Consider the following 24022-nt stretch of genomic DNA (forward strand, 5'->3'; position numbering starts at 1 on the left):
TCAAAATTTACCATATCTCTGTTAATGAAAATATCTTTATTCACTACCATAGCAGTCTTTGCAATATTTTCATCTGCGGTAAATGCACAAACAAAATCTGTTAACCGTGGCCATAGTCATAATGATTACCACCAAAACATTCCTCTTTTGCAAGCTTACTATGCAGGAATGGGTTCGATTGAAGCTGATGTTTTTTTAAGTCCCGGAGCACTTTTTGTAGCACATGAAAGTACTGAGATAAAAGCAGACCGAACATTAAAGAATTTTTATTTATCACCCTTAGCTTCACTTTACACGTCAAATGGTAATCATGCTTTTGAAAAAACAGATCAAAAACTTCAATTGGTTATTGATATAAAGCAAGACCATATGAACGTGCTGAATGAATTAATTGCCGAACTGAAAAACTTTGGCGATGTGTTTAATGCAAGCAAGAATCCTGATGCAATAAAGATTGTTATCCGTGGCGATATGCCTACGCCTTCTAACTTTAAAAACTGGCCTGATTATATTTATTTCGATGGCCGCCCTGAAATTAGGTATACGCCTGAAGAATTAAAGTATGTTGCTATGATAAGTCAGGATATAAAAAAATATTCTCTTTGGAATGGCAAAGGTGTACCAACGCCGGCAGATTTTGCGAAATTGAAAAAAGTTATCGATGATGCACATCAATTAAATAAACCTTTTCGTTTTTGGGCCACCACAGATAATCCGAATACATGGATTGTTCTTGGCCGTATGGGTGCCGATTGGATAAATACAGACCATCCGGAACGACTGGCGGAATTTTATGAGCATCAGGAAAAACTCACATATACCAATCCAAATCCCTATCAGGTTTACGCACCGGCTTATCGAAACGATGGTGCAAATAAAAAAGTCAAAAACGTTATTCTGCTAATTGGCGATGGAATGGGATTATCGCAAATTCATGCCGGACAAATTGTCAATCACGGAGATTTAAATATCAGCAGAATAAAAAATATAGGTTTCTTACAAACTGCTGCGGCAAGTTCTGATAATACAGATTCGGCAGCGGGAGCAACGGCCATGGCAACGGGCGAAAAAACTAATAATTGTTACATCGGTATGGGAACTGATCATAGAAAACGTACAAATATCGTCGACACATTAAATAATTTTGGGGTTTAAAAGTGGTGTTATAAGCGTTAGCGATATCACTGACGCAACGCCTGCTGCATTTTATGCGCATCAGACTGAGCGATCTATGACTCAGGAAATAGCGGCTGATCTGCTAACCAGCCACGTGGATGTATTCGTAGGTTCTAAAAGAAAAAGCTTTTCAGATAATAAAAATACGAAGTTAATGGATCATCTGGCGGATAGGGGCTATACCTATCAAAAGGACCTGAAAGGCTTTGTCTCTTCAAATGCGGTAAAACAGTTGGTGTTGCTTGATGATTCGGTTACACGAAGAAAGCTTGACGGACGGGGAGAGATGCTCAATACTTCCTTTTTAAAAACAGTCGAATTGCTATCAAAAAACAAAAATGGATTTTTTATCATGGCCGAGGGAGCGCAGATCGATCATGGCGGCCATGCCAATGATCTTCCATTTGCGGTAACAGAGCAGCATGATTTCGATCGCCTGGTTGGCGAGGCGCTAAAATTTGCCGATCAGAATGGTGAAACCTTGGTTATCGTAACCGCTGATCATGAGACAGGAGGACTATCGCTTTTGGATGCAGCTTACAAAAAAGGCACCGTTAGGGGAAATTTCAGTACCGATGATCATACCAATATTATGGTTCCGGTATTTGCCTATGGCCCAGGGGCTGCCGATTTTATTGGTGTTTATCCAAATACGATAATCTTCTCCAAGATCATCAGTTCCTATAAATTGAAATGAGACTCGCTCTTTTTGTAGTTGAGATTTAATGTTAAGGAAATATGGTGGGCTTAGCTTTGCCCTAAACAAGTGACTATAATGGAAAGACGATCAGCTATAAAAAATTTAGGTGGAATATTACTCCTCCCATCATTGGGATTTAATGTTGCCCAAGATCTAAAGAAGCCCGTGCTTAGGATTGCTCATATTACAGATGTTCACCTCAAAAATGAATTTGGTGCGCCGGATAAGTTTATCAAATGCCTGCACCATTTGCAGTCTCAATCGCCAAAGGTAGATCTCATTCTCAATGGTGGGGATGCGGTCTTTGATATGAACAAGGAAAATATCGACAACATTAACGATCAATGGAAATTAATGAAAGATACGATGAAGAACGAGTCCAATCTTCCTATTCATTATTGCTTGGGAAACCATGATATCTGGTGGAATGAGAATAGTAGGAATGAAGCTTTTTATGGGAAGAAATATTCCATGGATCAGCTTGGCCTGGCAAAACCATATTATAGCTTTGTGAAGGCTGGATGGAAATTCTTGATTCTAGATAGCGTCCATTTGGATATCGATCAAACCTGGTATATCGGAAAGCTTGGAGATGCACAGTTTGAATGGCTGGAGCAGGAACTGAAAACGACTCCAGGTGATATGCCTGTATTGGTGATGTCGCATATTCCAATTCTGACCGCCTTATTAATGATTGAGGAAAATGTTGTAAACAAGTGGACAATGCTTGGCGGTGATATGCATACAGATACGGCTAAGATCATCAATCTTTTTTACCAGTATCCTAACGTCCGACTTTGTTTAAGTGGACACTTACACATGCGGGATAAGGTCATTTACAATAATGTTAGCTATATCTGTAATGGAGCAGTTTCTGGCGCCTGGTGGAAAGGGCAGAGGAGGGAAACCGTTCCAGGATATGGTATAGTGGATCTTTTTTCGGACGGAAGCTTTGAGGAGAGCTACATTGGTTACTGAAGGAAAAAAACCAAGTAACTTCTCAATCAAAAAGCCCAGATATCCATCGGGGCTTTCAAAATCAACTAACGTAAACCTGTAATATAAACCAAATATGTACACTGCGAAGTTAATTCAGAACTATTTGCAGAATGTTAAGTAATGGTTAAACTTTAATACAGGTTTACCGACGCTAAATTTTTCAACGAAATTATAAGACTCAGCAGAGGCATTCAGGTCTTGGAAAAGCTTTAAAGGATATCAAAAACCATTAATAAGATTTTATCACTCTGGTAACAGAAATCTAAAATTAAAGAGTGCAATCCGAGTACTTTGCGAAAGATACCGTTAAAGTTCAATCCAGATTGCCCTTCATTGCAATCAAGATATAATTATTTGTCTTTGCCATCGGTCAAATGAGGCCAGCTTAGGTTGTGATTATGAAGATGGGATTGGATATTGAGATCGTAATGGTACCTAAGTGTAAATTGATATACTCCTGTGATTGCCCAGTATGCAATGAGAATGACCTAGACTCGATTAAAAAATACAAATGTCCCCCATTATCTCTACGACAACTTCTGAGGGAAGGCAGCCGTGATTTAACTATCCAAAAAAGGCCGGCACTAATCGTGTCGGCCTAAACAAATAGACAGTATCTGTATGGGGTTAAAAATTTTTGTTAAGGATGAGTTGAGCTTTTGCCTGGTCGACAAAATCCATGGGTATCACGCCATACCTGCCCGAGGAATTACTGGAGAAGTATTGGCTAAGTTTAGGATTGATATAGTTTGCCACAGCATTGATATTGGGGATGGAAAAAATGCCCGGCTGGTATCCACTCGAATAGTTTATGTAAAGCTTGTTGGACCCATCAGCCATAGCAGCATTGAGGAGCTGCTCTACCGCAGTCCATTTGCTCGGAAGATCATTTACCTTGTAAAAATCCTGTATTTTTATGCCACCATAACTGTTACTGATATCAAAAGCTGTATTGTCCGCCCAAGCTGTGGCATTGATTCCCTTGGTTGCAGCTGCACTAAATCTTCTGATCAACTTGATCCTGCCCCGTAAGCTGCCAAGGTTGGGCAGGTCGTTGGATAAACTCCATTTACCCGGGTTTTGCTGGGTGTAGGAATCAAAGGTTTGTTCGAAGGAACGGGTATTGTTTGAGGGGGTATGTTCCTCTTTCACGCACATCAAAATAGTCTCTGATGGATTGACATTTAAAAAACTGATACATGCATTGATTACATCTTGAAAATTAAGGTTTTGGTAAATTGCGCCATGGTGAATCGCAAAGGCGTTGTCGATGTGTCTACAGCGTATATCCAGATAACGTACGCCGATCTTCAATTGCTCAGCGATACTAATGTTCTGGCATTTTGCTGTGCTGGAGATCGGCTCGAACAAGGCACCGGAGTCATGGGTGCCAGGAATAGACAACCTTCCGATCGCCGTGGTATTGGGCAGGCCCAGCATCCAGTTGTTTAATGTGGTGGGCACCTGTAGTTGGAGTGCATCAAGCTGCTGCAAATTGTTTTCGTTTCCTGAAAAATCAGAAAGTGGTGATTCTTGCTCCTTTTTACACGCAGTAAATGAGCAGGCAATTACTGCCAGTAGGAGGGATAATCTTTTCATGTTTGGGTATGTTTGTATGTCTATTTGTGGTATTGAGTTTGGATAACTTGTTTCAAATTTGTAGCACTCGATTGAGTCAGACGCTAGCAGCCTTATATCGTCTATACCTGGTATTATGGAGATTTTTATGCCCAATATCATTATGGATTTTAAACATGTCATGGCACGTCTGATTGGGGTATTTTGCTTGGCAACATCAAGATATGATGAGGTTCCTTGCTCTTTCTGGTAGACTGGTCGCATGGATAAGAATTTACCGATCATATGACTTAACCTTATACAGTGTTTTCTCTAAGGTCAGTTCAAATCGTAAAGAGTACTACTATCCAGTGTTATCAATTGATTAAGATTTTGTGAAGATAAAAGCCCCACTTCAGCGCGAGGATTTACAAATTAAGAGTTAGGGGCCATGCTCCCAAGAATTCCCTTGATCTCAGAAATGGGGTCTTTGTCGTGCGGAAAGCATTTTGCGTGATGCCACTTCGGAATTTTAGGGAGGTAAATTGGTTTGTGGGGTCCTTATTTGTCACAATGGGTTTATAGCTGATTTATTAACCTATGACTGTATCTGACATTTCAATTTTGATTACATGCAAAATCTTTCACGGGTTCGATAGAATTCCAAGGCTTCTGATCCAGAATCTAACTAAAGAAAGAAATCTGCCCAAGAGGGATTGAGCAGGATTTCCCCAGATGCTCAAGGCAATGAAAGGGTATTTTAGAATTAGACAAAGAAGGGATTTCAAGGATATTATCTGCATGTTATCGTGACCAGCTCAATTTTCCCTAACCCTACGCTAATTGTTGTTTTTGTGGACAATACATGGATATAAGGAATACATCCAAATACCGCGTATTGTGGTTGATATATGTCTGAAGCTCTTACGGCCCTAACCTAATGTGTATTCAGCTCTTTAATCACAACCGGTTAGCCTGACCCCAAATACGCGGCGATTAACTGTGCAGTATCCGCCTTTTCATATTCGGTTAGGCATCATGGCGGTTCCGTTGCGCGCTCATAATAAAGGTCTTCCGCTCCATGTACTCTCTGATATCGCACGCCAAGGGCGGCGCCGTCACTATATATCAAAAACCTCGCGGTACATCCATCAATATAAGATTATTTGTTCTCGTCATTTATGTCTGGCTTTCCTTTCGACAGGCACCCTGCATGTTGAATGCCTTGGCTTTCTCGATCAATGGACCACTGTCGCTTAGTGAGTAGGGCAAGTTTTGATAAAAAATACCTTTTAAAAAAAAAGGGCTCCGGTAACCAGCCCGAACCCTTATCACAACTAATCTAAACTTAATAAATAATACGAGATATTTACATCGAAAAAAAAAGAATCCATATTAAGTCAGTATTTCCAGTGCGTTATTATATTGTTTGCCTGGGCACTCTAACCAATTATTCCAGGTTTAGTAGAACTCTTCTTTAAATTGTATCTCTATAGGTATATTATATTTACCGATGTTATCTTACTTATTGGGCACCATGATATATCCTATTCCTTAGTCAACGAATGGATTGGTAAGCCTATTATATTGCTAGCAGATCAATTGCATCTTTTGCTGATTATCTACTTATCCAATATTACCCAACGGTTTACAAAATTGTCTTTTCCCTCCAATACAACCTTGTAAAAGCGAGATGGATACTTTTCTACGTTAACCAAGATATGCCTGTCAGCGATCGGAACCTCCGCTACAAGCTGATAAATATCTTTTTGACCCCTTTTGAAGCCATTGGTCGTCGCCACCCACACCTTCACAGTTCCCTTGTTTTCCAATGCTTTCCAGCTAATATCAATGTTCCCCTGAATGTAGTTTGCCTGTGGCTCCGCAATCGAGACCTCGCCGATGAGCGGTATACCATCCACTTCCATCAGGCTGGGCCTTGGTAGATCAACGCCCATAAACCGTGCAATGGTGAGCATGATATCTACGATAGCGGGATCATAGTATTGGCTGTAGTTATTCAGTTGAGGATAGTTGCTTACCATCCAGGTGCTTCGCTGCCTCATTGATTGCCCACCATGACCTTTTCCTGTCCGCTCGTCTCTTCCGTGGTCTGTTGTCACGACCATTAGCCAATCCTCGCCATTGTTTTTTTTACGGTACTCTACAGCGTCGTAGATCTTTCCGAGCTGGATGTCCAGTTTTTTGATTGCTGCTATATATTCTGGACTATCGCCATGCATATGTCCCATGTCATCGGTATATTCCAGATACACCCAAGATAGGTCAGGGGCATCCTTTCTTATGCTAGCAACAGCCTCGCCAACCACTTTCTCATCAATCTGGTGCATGAAATTTCGACTCCTATCATGTTTGAAATTTATGGTATCCAATTCATAGCCATCAAAATATTGATCGACCTGCAGGTTGCCCGCCGAGGGCAGGTTGTGCCCCAGTAATTTCGTCCGGTTATCCTGCCAGCTCGAAAAAATGGCCGTCTTTTTTTGTGGATATTGCGTCTTGAGGAACCTGAATATATTCTGATAGTTGTAGTTCGGATCCTTGATCTCATTATCTGGGATATTGTGCTTATTGAACCACACGCCCGTCAACAAACTGTTATAGCCTACGGCAGAAATGGTTGGTGTTTGGCTATAACCGTCTTTTTCGCCTCCAACGTACATTCTGGTGTAGCTTCCGGCCTTAATAATTCTTTTTATATTCGGAAGATCAAGACGCTCAATCACATCGGCAGGAATACCATCAGCAATAATGAAAACGGTTTTCCTCACGTTCTGCGCCCAGGTATTAACTGAAACAGCAAGTAATGCTACTACTATAATCTTTTTTATCATTGTGCTCAAAACAAATGGATTGATTATGGGATTGAATCGTTTTGGGTAATCGAAAAGCACCATCAAAAAAGATGGTGCTGTAAAATCTTATGGTTTAAGTAACCACATTATACCGTTAATATTATCTCCCTCGGGATACTGTCTGGAGATTGCGCCAGTAACATTTTGTTGGTTCAATCTTAATTCTGTTTCGGGGTACATCCAACGTTTTGGAATGCGCTTTTCATTCAGCATTCCTGCTCCAGTGGTATCAAAAATGGGGAAGCCCGTTCTGCGTTGCTCATAAAAAGGTTGCAGACCACTATTCATAAAGGATGCGATATATTTTTGCGTGATGATTTTCGATAATGGATTAGCAGCACCTGTTAGTAATACAGAGGGTTGAGTTAAATAGTTAGCGATGGTATTTTCTTCAATTCCATAGAATTGCATCGAGGCCCTAATCCCTTTTTGATAATAGTCGCTTGCACTTCCGGTAATCCATCCCCGTTGTACGGCCTCAGCTAAAATAAATTGCACTTCTGCATATCCCAGGGCAATACTGGGTTCATTTGTTGGACTGTTGTAATAGCGAGGTTTGATCTTCGAAATTTCTCCCGCTACTGTACGTGCATTGTTCTCATTAACAGGAGCGCTACCTTTTGCGCCACCATAAGCGTTGAAATCGGTTACTGCCAGTGCAGCAAATTTCGGTGCCTTATCTGCAAAATTGAAAAGACGAACATCGTTTAACGATTTTAATAAATTAACAAAGGTTTCCTCCAAATAATTGGCAGTCTGGATATCGTTATTGTTAAAATAGGGATAGCGATTACCCGCAAGATCGTAGAATTTAAGCTGGGCATTATCGGTATTGCCTGTGAAAATCGGGAACTCCGCAGGACTGTTGACTATTTCCGCAAAACGTTTCTTCACTTCAAATCTTGCATCATTTTCCTTAATGGATAAACTCATCAATACCCTAAGCGACAATGAATTGATTGCTCGCTTCCATTGTTGCATGTTACCATTGAAAACAATGTCTCCCTGAATTGCCGGCGTATTGGTGGCAATCATTCCGTTCGCTGCCTTTAAGTCATTTAGAATACTTAAATATATATCCTCCTGCTTATCGTATATTGGAGTAGATAGGTTTTCATCTCCCTTTAGTGCCTGACTATAAGGTATATCACCAAACATCTGCGTGAGCTGTAAAAAATACCATGCCCTAAAAAATTTTGCAATGGGTTGGTATTGTGGCTTATTCTGGCTTGCTGCTGCCTCTTCCATCTTGATTACCTGGCGTAGGTTACCGAAATTTCCAAAGCTTCCCCTGTTCCAGCCATAATACTGACTCAGGGAAACGGCATCGGTGTAAACCATTTGGCGTGTGGTAAACGCGATGTTGATATCCGTAGACTGGAAAGCTGTTTGTTCGATTGCATTCAAGAGCAGATCAGGCGTTGCAATTGTTGATTTATTTGGATCTATTTGAAATTCACTAAACTTTTTGCATCCCACTTGTGTAAGCGTTGCAAATAATAATAGATATAATGTCTTTTTCATATTCGTGCAGATTAAAATTTAAGGTTAACATTGAATCCAAATGAACGGGTTGAAGGCGTTTGAAGATTGTCCACTGCCGGATCAGGATCTACATTTGGCATTTTGGAGAATAATAAAAGGTTACGGCCAACCACAGAGAAATCCAATCCCTTAATGAATGATTTACCCAGTAGTTTAGTGGGAACTTGCCAGCCCAAGGTAACCTCCCTCAGTTTTAAAAAAGTTTGTGAGAAGTAGTTGTAGTTATTGTAAGCACCATTGCTGGTGTTGGTCATGTAATCGATGTAATTAACAGCCTTGGTATTTGGTGCGAAAACACGGGTATCGCTGATGATATTTCCATTGGCATCGTAGGTTGCCTGTCCGCTGGTCACCACTACACCATCACCAATAAATGTTGATCTACCTGCATTTGCATCCACCCGAAATTGATTAAGCGTTCCCGGATTTGTACCACCCCACCACATTTTCTGGTTGGTTGTGGAATACATCATACCCCCTAAACGGCCATCAACTAAAAACTTTAAGGTAAAAGCCTTATAATTGAAGGTGTTCTCTATACCGTAGGTCCAATCTGGAGATTGATAACCAATAAATCTTGAAAAGGTATCGTTTACCGGGAAACCATTGCTACCATAAATAACCTGTCCCTGATTGTTGGTTTGATAAACTGATGTGAAGATTTTGTCAGTGCGATCGCCAACCCTTAAAAAGTTTAAGGTTTCAGCACCCCCATAGATCTCTTTCAGATACCTCCGGTATTTACTGACATTTAGAGCAATGTTCCAATTAAAATCTGTGCTTTTTATTAACGTTCCAGAGAGCACAAATTCTAATCCCTTACGCTGAAATACGTTTCCATTTGCCAGCTGACTGTTATAACCACTGGTAATGGAGGTTGGAATAGAAACGATGTTATTAAAATCACGCGTTTGGTAATAAGTTGCCTCAATACTTAACCTGTTCTTAAAAAACTTGGTATCCAAACCAACCTCCCAGCTATCAGAAGTCTGTGGAGTAAGATTTGCATTTAACAAGGCATCACCGAAAGTTAGGGAAGGGACGCTGTTCCAAATGGTTCCCTTATTAAACGATGGTAAATAACTGTAGGTATAGGCATTATCGTTCAGCGTTGCACTCGAAACCCTCGACCATGAAGCTCTTGCCTTTAAGTATGAGAACCATTTTGGTAAGGTTGTAAGTTGAGAGATTACAACAGATGAACTTATTGATGGATAGAAAAAGCTATTATTTGCCGTGGGTAGGGTAGAGATGATATCGTTTCTGCCTGTAGCCGTTAGGTAAATTGCATTCAGGAATTCCAGATCCAAAACCGCATATACACTGCTTGTGCGTCTCTCCTCAACAAAATTATTTCCCTGAATGGGGTTGGCAGAGTTGCTGAGGTTGTAAAAGCCCGGAATGGTCAATCCATCAGTGCTCGTAGATCCGTACTTGTTGTTTCTGTAGTAGTTCGCTGCACCAACCTGTGCGTGTAACTTAAATTTCTCTGTAAAAGTATGGTTGTAATCACCTATCAGATCAGAAACCAAGTCGATATAATTTCCAGTATTAACCGTAAACTGGCCCCGTGATTTATTACCATAACCAATATAGCTCATCGGTTCCTTATAGGTTCGGTTCAGCCCGTAGGCGTTAATGCCGTTTCTAAACTGAACGCTGAAGGCAGGGCTGATCTTATAGTTCAGGTTCAATGATCCAAAGGTATTGTCCTTATCGTATCCCCGTAAATATTCATAGGCCTGGAAATAAGGATTGTTATAATAAGAAGTATTGTAGTTTCTCTGTTGGATGCCTTCCTTCCCAGGAACCCAATAATCTCTCAAATCTGCTACACTGACATCTGCACCCGTCCATAATACCAAGTTATATAGGTAATTTGTTGGTCCATAGCCTGTTTCAGGAAAGTTTTTAGTAAACTGTCGGTTATAGTTCAGTCTGGCATCTACCGTAAAATTGTCTGATAGCTTATAGTTTCCAGAGATGTTGAAAGAACTATTCTGTAAATCCGTATTCGGAACAATGCCGCGTTGATAAATATGGGAGGCTGAGGCCCTGAATGCACCTTTTTCGCCACTCTGTGTGATACTGATATTGTTACTGGCGATCAGTCCAGTTTGGAAGAAATCCTTAACATTATTTTTCCCCCTAGAAATAAAGGGTAGGGGAACCAGCTTGCCTGTTACAGGATCTTTCGGACTATTAAATTGAGGCGTTTCAAAAAAGCCACTGGGCGTTGTCGGATCCAGCTGATCTAGCTTTGGTCCCCAGATCCATCCAGAACCTTCAGGTCCTCCGCCAGAGCCATCAACATAAGTATATTTGCCCTTAAAACCTGCACCATATTCAGTTTGCACTTCAGGAATTCTGATAAAGCTGGGTTGAATTTGAGTGGAACTGTTCACGTCGATACTCAAATCCTTGCCCTTACCGCGTTTTGTAGTGATCATGATTGCACCGTTCTGACCAATAGAGCCATACAGTGCAGAAGCGTTTGCACCTTTCAATACCGTAACCGTTTCCACATCATCAGCATTAACACGATATAAATCTGCCGATTGATCAGGAATTCCATCAATTACAATAAGTGGTTTTCTGCCCCTTAGCGAAATTCCAGGGTCCTGGAAAAGATCCGTTGAGTTGGTGATATTCAATCCCGCAACACGGCCGGTAAGAGAGTTGATCAGGTTGGGTTCCCTGGCCTTTACCAAGCTCTCCCCCTGAACCTCCTGCACCACATAACCTAGTTTTGCCCGTTCTTTTTTAATCCCCAATGCGGTGACAACCACATCTGATAAGGCTTTACTATCCTCCGTTAATTGTACCTGATAGGTATTTGCATCAGTTACAGTTATTTCTTTTACCTGATAGCCAATGCTGGTAAATACCAATACCTCGCCATTATCGGCCTTTATAGAAAAGTCGCCCTCCTGATTGGTTACCGTGCCCGTATTAGTGCCCTTAATTAATACAGAAACGCCAGGTACACCTAAGTTACTTTGATCGGTAACATGACCTTTAATGAGTCTTGCATTTTGGTTTGCCGATGCTTTTTCTGTGGGTTTCAGGATAATTTTATTGCTCAGCTTTGTGTAGGTAAAAGGTACTGTCGAGGCAATTTTCCTAAGTACTTGCTCTAGATTGCTGTTGGTTTCGTTCAAGGTGATCTGCCTTTTTAAAAAACCGTTTCTGTCTACGCATACGAAACTGTAACGGGTCTGCTTTTGGATGATCTCAAAAACCTGGGCAAGTGATTTGTTTGCCGTTCTGATTGAACACCGTACCTCGGAGAGATTTTCCTCTCTACCTGCTTTGGGAGCAGCATAAACGGAGTTGAAGAGTATCATCAACAGGCATGCTGTTGATAAAGCTTTCCTCAAAAAAATTAAAGTTGTTTTGTAGATCCTTTTTTTCATAGATTAGCGAATTCGTAAGTTAAATTTTAGTTGTTTATATGTCGATTATAGCCGGCATCTCGAAATGCCGGTTTTTCTTCTTTCAAGGCCCCTGTTCTTAGGTATGGCCTGTCAATTCCCTTATCATAGCTCATCATCTCTCGTTTATGTAGATCTTGTTTCCCTGTTTGCGATATCTTAGGTTGCCCGAAGCACAGATAATGGTAAGCACATCATCAAGTGCATCGCCATTGAACTGGGCATAGATCCTTGTGTCGGCGGTATCCTGATCTGAGAAGATGAGTTTCACACCATACATATTTTCGATTTTTGATGCTGCCTCACTCAGTTTATCGTTTCTAAAGATGAGCGTTTTTGTCATCCAGCCCAAAACATTAAGGCTATCCAGGCTGCGCTGAAATACCCTTAGGTTATTCCTGTCAAGGGAAAGTTCCTGACCAGGCCTCAAGGTGTACGTATCCTCACTGTCATGGGTCGGGTTGACCTCAACCTTGCCCTCGAAAAGTGATACGGTCGTGAGCACTTGATTTCTCGTTGCATCGACGTTAAAATGTGTCCCTAATACTTTCACCCGAAGTTCAGCGGTACTCACAGTGAAGGGTTTGTGCGGGTTCTTGCTCACCTCAAAATAGGCCTGTCCAACAAGATGAATGCCCCGCTCGGTGCTGCTGAAAGTATCAGGATAGGTCAAGGAGCTTTTTGGCCCCAATGAGATCTTGGTTCCGTCGACCAGGGTGATGTTCTTAACCTCACCCGCCCTTGTAACCAATACGTGGATAACTGGCTGTGAAGAATCCTGTTTATAAAATAGGTAAAGAAGGCCGATAGAAATCAGACTTATCATCGCAATACTTGCTGCAACCATGCCCCAATTCAACGGGTTAAGCTTTTTTATGTGAGCTTGCTCTTTCGTTTCCTCACTGATCCTGACCTTTAGCCTGGATAAGGCACCACCTGTCTCTACCGCCTTGGGTAGCGCCGTAGCTTGCCAGGCCAGTTTGATTTCCTCAAAGGTTTGTTCGTTTTCCTGTGATGCGGTAATCCAGTCAGCGAGTATCTCGTTCTCCTCCGTGTTGGTCTGGTTCTGCAGGTACCGTGTGATCAGCAGATAAATATCTCTCTCGTCCAAAATATGGTGTGTTTGCAGAGAGGACGCGTGCAAGACCGTGTCTCCTTACAGCCCGTGTGCGATTTAACAGAATAATAACATCCTTAACGGGAAATTAACATTATTGATGGGAATTGTAATGGCGGAAGTTTTCTTTCAGGAATTTAATCGCCCGGTACATATGGGTCTTGACCGAATTGATGGAAATGGCCAGTATCTGGGCGATCTCTTCATAGGAAAGATGATCATGCCTATTCATGCGGAATACCAGTTCGGTTCTTTCAGGCAGTAGACTTATCATTTGATCCATATCTAGCTGAAGTTCCTTATAAATCAAGAGCTGATCGGGAATCAAGTACTCCTCTGCAAATTTTTCCTCTGTGAAATCAATACCAAGAGTTGGCTGATTTTTCAGCTTCCTGAAATGATCGTTTACCCTGTTCCTAACCGAGATGTACAAAAAGGAATTGAGCGCACTATGGATGGAAAGCCCTTTTCTAGCCTCCCAAAGTTTAAAAAACACATCCTGAACCAGATCCTCCGCATCGCCATCCGAGGAGCGGAGTAATGATTTGCCAAAGCGCACCAGTCCTGGATAATATTTTTTAAACAACTGATCAAAGGATTTCTCCTCATCGTTCCGCAAGCGCATCAAAAGTGCAAAATCCTCGGTTTGGTTTATGTTCATCGTTGCACAAAGCTAACCTCAGCTTATTAAACAACTGTTAAGGATAAATTAGCAAAATAAGAAATTTGGCATGTACATTGTGTCTGGTATGAAGCACAGTCAGCTCAATAATGTCTGTTTTAAAACGTAATAATACTGAATAAACGATTTACAGTTGCTAATATTGATCCTAACGACGATACCTGAGCGACCTTTGGGCTTCCGGAACGTATTTAAATACTTGGTTTCGTTCTGTCTTATCACTAAAGATCTTTATTACAATTGAATCCTTTGACTCTATTTTCCTGACATCCCGCATCTGTACTCTTTCTGTTCGATAAAAATCTCCAAAGATCCTCTTTTCATCCACTTGCATCTTCTTAAATTGATTGTCGATTGGAAAAAGAACGAATATGCTATCAGTATTTTTCTGCTTGGAATATAAATGATATTCAATATGCCACGTCATTGTGGCCAAATCAACCGAATCCACCGAATTTGAGGTGGATTTATAAATAAAATGATGTGGTGCGCCAGGAACTAAACAACCCGTCGTGAATAATAGGATTACAAATACTAATGTTGGGATAGATACTTCCTTAAGGTGTTCCATAATCGAGAAATTTGCAAGGACTTAAAGCGAGCACAATATAAGCATATATCGATAATGTTAAATGTCTGTCGTCAATAGATTTTACAAGGATCCAGAAAGCTACTTAATTAAGGCGATTATCTTGAAAAGCCATTTGATTTAGATGTAATGCTTGGAATTTCTTGGTCATTGATGCCGAAATCTCCAGTTAAGGATTTAGTTTACTTTTAAATGTGTGGGTTTTTTTGAAGATTTTCAATTCACACATGAAATCATTTAGATCATATAAAAACAGTTCTTTTCATGAAAAGTATTGGTGAATGTCATTCGAATGCACATTTCCCACTACTACTCAAGTTATTCATTTTCAGTTTTTTACTAATTTGTGATAATGGTTTTTCGGCCTCCTTCCCCAAAAGTATGACGATTGCTTTTTATAAATTTCAAATCAGATGAAAAATAATCCCGTTTCACTTGCTAAAAAGCTTGTTTTTTCTTAATTTTAAGATAAATATCAGGGGTAAAAAGTCTGACATAAGTCTGCCAAACACCCCCTAAAAACAGCGAAATGAGAAAAGTAAAACCCCTCTCAGAGTATCAAAAAGACATCTATGGAGAAATATTAGGCGAATTTTTCAATCCGATATTCTCCACCATAAATCGCATTTAACTAAATTATAGTTAGGTGCGATTAAATATATCAAATGCAAAGGTTTTAAACTAAAATAACCTATGACATTTAACAACATCCATTTTAATTTAAAATATTCTTTCTGGTTTTTTGATTTAATAATTGCTTTTAATCAGTTCGATTCGACTATTATTTATAAATAAGAACAATTTGTTGTTGAATTTCTAATAATCCATAGTGAAATCGCATATAAATAACACAATTTGGAATAAATTTTGATATTTAATTAAATAATTAAATTAATTCCCTTGTTTAATTCCATAATTAATGAATTAGTCAAAAAAACCCTTAAAATAATTCAACATACCTCTGAATTTTACATTGTATATTTATTAATTCTCATTAAATTCTTAAAATTTTATATTATTCTTAATATTTTTTAATAAAAGTGATAATAAATTAAAATTATTTAAGGCTTCTTACTGCAATTAAATTCTATGTTTATCGCTGTTCTAGAAATTTAATTTGCCAAAACATACACGGCTCTTATAATTTACACTTTTGTCTGTTTAAATTGGATAATATATTACCCTATTTTTAGGTTTAGTCATTTGCTGTTAATTCATAAAATCACTATTATTGCTATACGTAAAACGTTTTACCAATCAATCCCTAACTATTAATCCAGCTACTATCGAGAAAAAAAGATTTTACCCTACACGATCATTTTTGATCAACGCAAAGTTCAGGCTTTTAAAAATCAACCAACAAACTTAAACTAATTATTTTATGACTCTTTTAAAAATAGCCAAGTCGGCTATAGGGATTTGTATTGCCCTAATTTTCCTAACCGGATGCCTTAAAGAAGAATATCCTTCAACTGAATTATTTACCTGGAAAGCGAAGGTAGATGTAACCGCCAAAGCCGCAATTTCAACCAACATTGAAAGTTCTGGTGGTGCTACAGGGGCTGAAGGATCTTCTAAGGTTGTAGACAATGACTTTATTAATTCAAAGTTTTTGATCAACCCGTATCAAACCAATTTCTACATGCAGTTATCTTTCCCAGCACCTCAACAAGTAGCATCCTATACCTTAACATCGGGAAACGACGCTCCAGATAGAGATCCTAAGGACTGGAAATTCGCTGGCTCTGTAGATGGTGCAACATGGATAGATCTAGACACTAGAACAGGTGAAACCTTTTCAGGGCGTAACCTCACCAAGACTTATAGCTTTAAGAACAAGGTTTTATACAGGTTTTACAGAATCAGTATTTCGGCCATTGGTAAAGGTTCCCTATTCCAGCTTTCTGAGTGGCGAGTTATAGAAGTTCCAGAGGAGCAACAATAATTTTTGGTTTTTATTTAAATCCATTTATTGGAATACAATTATGATTTATGCCATCAGAAGCTGATGGTTAATAAAGTGAATTCTATAAATCAATATTCCTTTTAACAGTTAATCTATTAAGAATAAAATAATTATGATAAAAATAATTACAAATCTAATGGGAAGCAAGCTCACGCTAAAACCTGGTGCTTTAAAGGCTATGGCACTTACCTTAGCTATAAGTGCCAGTTTAAATGCCAATGCAGCTGCTTCCTCAATAAATATCAGCAGTTCAGTTTTGGCTCGTCAAGCCAAGGCCGCCATTGTGATACGCGGTATTGTTAAGGATGAAAAAGGGCTACCTCTTCCGGGAGCTGGTATTAAGGTAAAGGGCAGTTCTACGAGTGCCGCTGCAGATGTGAATGGCGCTTTTACCATCACCGTACCAGATCAAAATACCGTATTGGTTGTAACCTATGTAGGTTATGATACTAAAGAAATTACAGTTGGTACTCAAACAGTATTAGATGTAGTTTTAAAGGAGACTACTGGCGCTAACTTACAAGAGGTTGCTATTGTTGGTTTCGGTACACAGAAAAAAGAGAGTTTGGTAGGCGCTCAATCATCGGTAAAGGCTGATGAATTGAAACAACCTGTTTCTAGTATGAGTCAGCTGTTGGCAGGTCGAATCCCTGGTGTAGTGAATGTTACCCGAAACGGCGAGCCTGGTGCAACGGGCTCTGATATTTTCATTCGGGGGATATCCTCACTAACGGCTAATGATAGGGGTCCATTGGTGATTATTGATGGTGTTCCTAATCGTAACCTGAATGATATTAGTGTTTATGATGTAGAGAACTTCACCGTATTAAAGGATGCTGCTGCGACTGCTGTATACGGCATACGTGGTGCGAATGGTGTTATATTAATCAACACCAAGCAAGGAAAGATCGGGACGCCAAAAATTAATGTAGAGTATTTTGAAGGTATAAGCCGTTTTACCAAAAGACCACAATTGATTGATGGGGTCGACTATATGAATCTGGCTAATGAGGCCAAATATTCTGACTATCTACGGAGTGGGGCAGCAGGTGCATTCACACCAGTTTACTCAATAGATGCCGTTCAAAAAACTGCCGGTGGTCTGGATCCAGTTCTTTATCCTAATGTAAACTGGTTCGATGCCATATATAATGATTTTGGTAGAAACAGATCAGCAACAGCAAACCTTTCTGGAGGAGTAAGTAATGCCAAATATTATGTTTCACTTGGATATTACGGGGAAGATGGTCTGTTTAAAACTGACCAGGCAGTTAATTCTGGAGTGAAACAAAACTATAGCCGTTATAATGTGAGTGCAAATTTAAACTGGGATATCACCGGTACAACAAAGATGGATTTGGGGATTAAGGGTATTTTGGGCGAAACTACCTATCCAAGTCAATATAATGCCCAAGATATTTTTCTTCAGGCATTTCAAATTAATCCAACTTCGTTTCCAATTCTATATCCAAATGGTAGCCTGCCAGGTATTAGTCCTCAATCTGATCAACGTAATCCATATGGAGATATCACCAGGAACGGATATAAGGAAGGATATAGCAATCAATTATATTCCAATCTTCGCCTAACTCAAGATCTAAAAGGGATTACGCCAGGTCTATCCGTAACATCAATGTTTTCCTTTGATATTAGCAACTCAAATACCTTAACAAGAGAAAAAAGAGAATCCCTATATCGCATCAATCCTACCGATCCATACATCAAGGCTGGAGATCCTTCATCAGGCTATAAGTACGGTCTGGTTTTGCAAGGTCAGGATTTCTTAAATTATGCCATTACCAATAATGGCGATAAAAAGATATATTTTGAAGCTGCCGCTAATTATAACCGTACTTTTGGCAAGCATGCAGTAAGTGGTTTGTTATTATACAATCAAAATGATAATTCAAACCCATTTGCAGGTAACCTAACGCTTTCTCTTCCCTATAGGCTGCAAGGTGTTGCCAGTAGAGCAACCTATGCTTATGATAACAAATATTTCATAGAGTTTAACGTAGGTTATAATGGATCAGAAAATTTTGCGCCTGATAAGCGATATGGCTTCTTTCCAGCGCTTGGTGTGGGCTGGTTATTATCAAATGAAAAGTTTTTCGAACCCCTTAAGGATGCTATCCAAATGGTTAAGTTCCGTTATTCGAATGGTATTGTTGGTAGTGGAGGTAGTGGTGGCGGATATGCGGCAAATGAGGGGGATCGTTTCTATTACCTAACAAAAGTTGGAAATGCAGCTGGTTATACCTGGGGTCAAAATGGAAATATTACACCGGGAAACTCTACAACCACAGGTGGTTTGGGGGTAACAGCCTATGGTGTAGATGTAACCTGGGCAGAAACGCGTAAACAGGATCTAGGTTTCGAGATGAAGACCTTAAATAATAATCTCTCCCTAATCGTAGATTTTTTTAAGGAAAAAAGAGATAATCAGTTTATAAGCAGGGGAACCGTGCCCAACTACATTGGTTTGGCCAATACGCCAATTGGTAATTTGGGAGTTGTAGAAAATAAAGGTATTGATGGTACTTTACAGTACGACGCAAAGTTTGGGCAAGATTTGACGATAAATTTTAGGGCCAATTTTACCTATAATAAGGATAAGGTAATTGAGAACGATCAGGCACCTAAGGCTTACCCTTACTTAGAGCAAAGAGGCCTAAATATCTTATCCCGTTTTGGATATGTAGCTGAAAAATTATTTGATACTCAGGCAGAGATTAATGCCAGTCCAACGCAGTTTGGTACTTTGATGCCGGGTGATATTAAGTACAAGGATTTAAATGGCGATGGTAAAATCGATTCATTTGATCAAACCGTAATTGGTAGGGGAGATATTCCAAGCACTACTTATGGCTTTGGTTTCTCGCTAACGTATAAGAACTTCGATTTCGGTTTATTCTTCCAAGGTCAGGACAATGCAGATATCCTGCTAAACATTCCATCATTTGCCAATTCAGGTGGTTTAGGTAATATGTTAGCGGTTGCTACAGATCGTTGGACCGTTTCAAATCCTAGTCAAGATGTCGTTTATCCCCGTTTATCTTACGGTGGAACTAATAATAATAACTTCCAGTCGAGTACTTGGTGGAAACGTGATATCAGCTTTCTTAGGTTGAAAAATGCAGATTTAGGTTATACATTAAAAGAGGGTATTAAGACTATTGGCGTTAAGCGCCTAAGGATCTATGCAACGGGATATAATGTTTTCACCATCAGTAAGTTTAAGCTTTGGGATCCAGAATTAGGTACCAACAACGGTACGAGATACCCTTTAACCTCTAATTACTCTTTAGGTCTTACCGCTAATTTTTAAAATTAAAAGGATGAAAAAAATATTTATATATACAGTAGGTGCATTACTGATAGTTGGTAATTTTGGCTGTAAAAAATTTTTGAATCAAGTACCTGATGATAGGCTTACATTTGATCAGGTGTATGAGAAAAAGAATACAATTGATAGGGCCTTGGCAAATATTTACGCTACCATCCCTAGTCAAACTGAAGATCGTTTTCCGAGCCAGGCGGGTAACATCGGGCCATGGACTGCTGCATCAGATGAGGCAGATTATACATTACCCAACTTTACTGAGGTAGTAAACTCCGGGGCATGGGATGCTACAAGAGGAGAGGTGAATTACCATTGGCAAAATTTTTACCGTGGTATTCAGTCTGCAAGTGCTTTTATGGCCAACGTATCAAAATGCACGGATTGTAATATTGGTGGTATCGATTTTATTAACAGATACTACAATGAAGCTAGGGCCTTAAGGGCAATATATTATTACCATCTAGTAAGGCAATATGGACCAGTGGTTTTGCTAGGAAATGATCCGATCGCATCAGATGCACCACTCGAGGCAATCAGTAAGCCGCGTAACTCAATGGATGAGTGTATAGACTATATTGTAAGCGAATTGGATGCCACAATCGCTGGTTTACCAGCAACACCTCAATCAGCAGAAGATTACGGGCACATTAACGGTTCTGTTGCCGAAGCTTATAAAATCAAGGCGTTGTTAACAGCTGCTCGTCCATTATTTAATGGAAATCCTGATTATGCAAATTTGAGAAATCAAGATGGAAAGCAATTAATTAGTCAAACAGCTAGTGCAGCTAAATGGACAAGGTTGGCAACAGCTGCTAAAGCGTTCTTGAATAATCCAAACTATGCTAGCTATACCTTATACACCGTAAGTACTACGCCAGCAGGGGTGCCAAATACAGCATTTAATAGAGCTTTTATAGCTACTAGAGATGTGATGTTAGCAACATGGAACGCTGAAATTATTTTCGCAAGAACTGGAGATGCTACCAATTATCAGTATTCGGTAACACCAAATCACTTAGGTGCTCCAGACCCAGATAAGGGAGGTTCGTTCCTATCTGCTTCGCAGCAAGTTGTTGATGCATTTTTTACTGTAAATGGATTATCAATACAAGATGATCCAAGTTATACTGCCTCGGGAACGTCTGCTTATCAGGCTCCAGATCAAAATGATCAGAATGCAAGCAGGTCAATCAGCAATATGTATGTAAATCGTGAACCTCGTTTTTACACAAACATTACTTATTCGGGTCGTAGGTGGATAAATCCTCAATCGAGTATTATTACTAGCTTTGAGTTTACTGGTAATGCAGGAAAATCAAACATTTCAAATAACGATTACACAAAAACAGGTTATACGCCAAGAAAACACTTGGGCGTTTCTGGAAGAACTACTGGCAGACCAACCTTTAGTGTTATCAGACTAGCCGAAATCTATTTGGATTATATTGAAGCATTGCAGGAATCAAATCCATCAGACCCAGATATCTTAATTTATCTTAATAGAATTCGGTCCAGAGCAGGCATTCCATTATATGGCAATGGCGGAATTGCTGTGCCATCAGATATGAGAGGTGCAATACGTAAGGAGAGACGTGTTGAGCTTGCTTTTGAGTTAGATCGTTATTTTTATACCAGAGAGTGGAAAATTGCAGAAACCACTGATACTCAAATTAGAGGCTTAAACATCACTCAAAATGCACCAGCATTCTTTACTCCTGTAGTGACAGAAAATAGGGTTTTCCAAAAGAAACACTATTTATGGCCAATACCTAATGGCGAAGTTCAAAAAGTTCCTGTAATTGTTCAGAATACAGGCTGGTAAAAAAATGTAGCGCCGAGTATTTAGCTCGGTGCTTTTTAAATATATAATACCTACACTATGAAATATATTTTTCCCTTGTCTGCTGTTGCATTGGTTGTTTTATTAGCATGCAATGACAAAAAAGAACCAATTGAAACCGTAAAACCAGCACCTCCACTCGTTGTAGCTGTAGATCCACCAGATGCACCGCCAAAAACATGGAAAGAGCATTGGTTTGAACATGTTCAATTGTTAAATCGTGTTTATTACGATACGAGTGTAGTAGTTTATTATGATGGCGATGTAAAACCGACCATTGCTTGGCCCAAGACATACATGGCAGAAGCTTGGAATTATACGAAGAAAACCTATGGAAAGTTTGGTGATGATAGTCGCTTGTTTGTGATTTATCATTCAGGTAAATATAGTGGTGGCCATCCTGGAACTTATTTGGATGGAGCCCATGATTTTAGAAATGTGACCGATTGTGGTGCCAGTAGTTTAGATGCTTGGGTAACTGGAGTAGATAATGATATCGATCTATCTACGCATGAGATTGGCCACATTGTTGAAGGTGCATCAAAAGGGGTAAAGGAATCTCCTGCTTTTGATATCTGGCATGATAGCAAATGGATGGAAATTTATCAGTACGATGTTTATTTGGGTTTAAATAGGACTGCAGATGCACAACGATGGTATAATAAAATGATGGCTACAACCGATAGCTATCCTAAAGCTGGAACACAATGGTTTAAAAACTGGTTTCTACCCATTTACGAGAATTATGGTAAAACAAAAGCTTTAAATGGCTTTTTTACCCTATTATCTCAGCATTTTCCTAAGCAACAACTTACTGTTCAAGGGAAAAGTTATCAGCAATATACCCGTAAAATGAACTTCGGAGAATTTGTTCATTTTTGGAGCGGTGCCGCAAAAGCAAACTTAGAGCCACTTGCTTTAGCAGCCTTTGGCCCTAAAGATGAAAAGGGAGTAGATTGGGCGCCAATGTTGGCTAAAGCAAAAACAGATTTTCCGAACATTACCTCTATTTACAAATAATAGATTTGCCAAATCGGTGTTTTTCACTTCACAGATGTATAACATTTACTATCAAATTTTCGTAGTAAAATACCGCTTTGTTGGTTCTGGCGCATCGACCGATCTTATCCAACATATTTCATAAGAATTTAACGCCGAAAAGCAGCAAATCGCTACTTTTCGGCTTTATAATTTCCGGTGATATCTTTCAATATAATGGCGAAATACCGCTCAGAAATTGAACTATAATTCATTTTCTCCCGATTAAAGTTTAGTTCATTTTTTTGTTGATCGCAGCTCAAATAATTATATCTTCATAGTAACCATTTCCCCTACGTTATATCGCTTTTTATTTAAAAAGATTAGAATTGAATGTATTGTGTTGTTGTTAGTTTTAGCGATAGTATCCTGCCGTCAGCAAAATAAAGAGAATTAGAATGATGCAGATTTAGTTATTCAACGATTGGGGCAACCTTTAAAGGAACTACCGGATAAAATTAAAGACAGGCAGATTAAAAACTACTCTAATCTCAGTTAAAGATGTTGGTATTGGTATTCCCTTTGAACTTAAAGAAAAATTTTTGAAATATTTACAGATGCCAGGCGTTCAGGAACTGCTGGTGAGCACCCTTTTGGCTTGGGATTAGCAATAGCAAAACAAATTGTAGAAGTACATGGCGGAACAATATGGTTTGAAAGTAATTTAGATCGTGGAATTGCATTTTACATTAATTGCAAAAAATTTTACGGGTTGTTGGTAAAAAGATATGTTGAGTTTGGAGTCAAAAAGAATTCAGTTTTTGAAAGATCTTGATCACTGTTTATACAATTTAAAAAATAAAATGGCCGAAAGGGGTTTTTTAATTTATAAGCATTATTTTTGCGGCAATTATAGAACCACCTGACTTCGCCAATGCGTCACCCAAATTGAGATTTCCAAAAATCATCGGAAAATAGTGGTTCGATTGCTTTCTGTCTTTCGGTAATAATCATTGTTTTACTCATGATCTTTCCGCTGTTTGGTAATTTTATTTTCAGTGTTGTGACCGTCTTAGCAACTTCCAAGACCTTATCTACACTGATCTTATACCGATTATTCTTTAGTATACGTTCTAGTTCTTTATAGACCTTATAAGCTACAAAACAGATACATACATGAGCTTCTATTCGTTTGGGAGTAAAGTGGAACATCGGTCTCA

At 39.4% G+C, this 24022-nt stretch carries 14 protein-coding genes and 2 pseudogenes; 8 read left to right on the forward strand and 8 right to left on the reverse strand.

Annotation, left to right across the window (positions count from 1 at the left end):
• Positions 1–24 precede the first annotated feature (24 nt).
• The 3 genes from EZ449_RS23355 to EZ449_RS20785 all read left to right on the forward strand — a co-directional run bounded on the left by EZ449_RS23355 (position 25) and on the right by EZ449_RS20785 (position 2854).
• Positions 25–1155, forward strand: coding sequence for an alkaline phosphatase (locus EZ449_RS23355; protein WP_262711150.1), 1131 nt, complete (start codon positions 25–27; stop codon positions 1153–1155).
• Positions 1145–1873: an alkaline phosphatase gene (locus EZ449_RS23360; protein ID WP_262711151.1), complete on the forward strand. Its 729-nt coding sequence runs from the start codon at positions 1145–1147 to the stop codon at positions 1871–1873. Before EZ449_RS23355 ends, EZ449_RS23360 begins: the two co-directional genes overlap by 11 nt.
• 78 nt (positions 1874–1951) lie before the next feature.
• Positions 1952–2854: a metallophosphoesterase family protein gene (locus EZ449_RS20785; protein ID WP_131562550.1), complete on the forward strand. Its 903-nt coding sequence runs from the start codon at positions 1952–1954 to the stop codon at positions 2852–2854.
• 648 nt (positions 2855–3502) lie between these two features.
• Here EZ449_RS20785 and EZ449_RS20790 read toward each other — a convergent pair.
• The 7 genes from EZ449_RS20790 to EZ449_RS20820 all read right to left on the reverse strand — a co-directional run bounded on the left by EZ449_RS20790 (position 3503) and on the right by EZ449_RS20820 (position 14657).
• Positions 3503–4474 (reverse strand): phosphatidylinositol-specific phospholipase C, encoded by a 972-nt coding sequence (locus EZ449_RS20790; RefSeq protein ID WP_131562551.1) that lies wholly within the window; start codon positions 4472–4474, stop codon positions 3503–3505.
• Positions 4475–6054: 1580 nt separating this feature from the next.
• Positions 6055–7287, reverse strand: a complete 1233-nt coding sequence (locus EZ449_RS20795) for an alkaline phosphatase family protein (RefSeq protein ID WP_131562553.1) — start codon at positions 7285–7287, stop codon at positions 6055–6057.
• Between the two features lie 87 nt (positions 7288–7374).
• On the reverse strand, positions 7375–8832 hold the full coding sequence (locus EZ449_RS20800; RefSeq protein WP_131562555.1) for a SusD/RagB family nutrient-binding outer membrane lipoprotein: 1458 nt from the start codon (positions 8830–8832) through the stop codon (positions 7375–7377).
• Positions 8833–8843: 11 nt separating this feature from the next.
• Complete coding sequence (locus EZ449_RS20805) at positions 8844–12269, reverse strand: SusC/RagA family TonB-linked outer membrane protein (protein WP_131562557.1); 3426 nt, start codon at positions 12267–12269, stop codon at positions 8844–8846.
• A gap of 133 nt (positions 12270–12402) precedes the next feature.
• On the reverse strand, positions 12403–13398 hold the full coding sequence (locus tag EZ449_RS20810) for a FecR family protein (RefSeq protein ID WP_131562559.1): 996 nt from the start codon (positions 13396–13398) through the stop codon (positions 12403–12405).
• 100 nt (positions 13399–13498) lie between these two features.
• Positions 13499–14065, reverse strand: coding sequence for an RNA polymerase sigma factor (locus EZ449_RS20815; RefSeq protein ID WP_131562560.1), 567 nt, complete (start codon positions 14063–14065; stop codon positions 13499–13501).
• Positions 14066–14234: 169 nt separating this feature from the next.
• On the reverse strand, positions 14235–14657 hold the full coding sequence (locus EZ449_RS20820; protein WP_131562562.1) for a hypothetical protein: 423 nt from the start codon (positions 14655–14657) through the stop codon (positions 14235–14237).
• A gap of 1399 nt (positions 14658–16056) precedes the next feature.
• Between EZ449_RS20820 and EZ449_RS20825 the strand changes: the two genes are divergently transcribed.
• The 5 genes and pseudogenes from EZ449_RS20825 to EZ449_RS23405 all read left to right on the forward strand — a co-directional run.
• Entirely contained in the window at positions 16057–16620 is a 564-nt protein-coding gene (locus EZ449_RS20825; protein ID WP_131562564.1) for a discoidin domain-containing protein, read from the forward strand.
• A gap of 157 nt (positions 16621–16777) precedes the next feature.
• Positions 16778–19969, forward strand: a complete 3192-nt coding sequence (locus tag EZ449_RS20830; RefSeq protein WP_225872396.1) for a SusC/RagA family TonB-linked outer membrane protein — start codon at positions 16778–16780, stop codon at positions 19967–19969.
• Positions 19970–19979: 10 nt separating this feature from the next.
• A complete protein-coding gene (locus EZ449_RS20835) occupies positions 19980–21806 on the forward strand; it encodes a RagB/SusD family nutrient uptake outer membrane protein (RefSeq protein ID WP_131562566.1) in 1827 nt (608 codons plus the stop codon).
• Between the two features lie 57 nt (positions 21807–21863).
• Positions 21864–22844, forward strand: coding sequence for a hypothetical protein (locus tag EZ449_RS20840; protein ID WP_131562567.1), 981 nt, complete (start codon positions 21864–21866; stop codon positions 22842–22844).
• 553 nt (positions 22845–23397) lie between these two features.
• Positions 23398–23637: pseudogene (locus tag EZ449_RS23405) on the forward strand (ATP-binding protein); the annotation flags it as partial.
• A 104-nt stretch (positions 23638–23741) separates the two neighbouring features.
• Here EZ449_RS23405 and EZ449_RS22870 read toward each other — a convergent pair.
• Positions 23742–24022, reverse strand: a pseudogene (locus EZ449_RS22870) (IS1634 family transposase); the annotation flags it as partial.

This window comes from Pedobacter frigidisoli (assembly GCF_004331675.1).
Classification (GTDB): domain Bacteria; phylum Bacteroidota; class Bacteroidia; order Sphingobacteriales; family Sphingobacteriaceae; genus Pedobacter; species Pedobacter frigidisoli.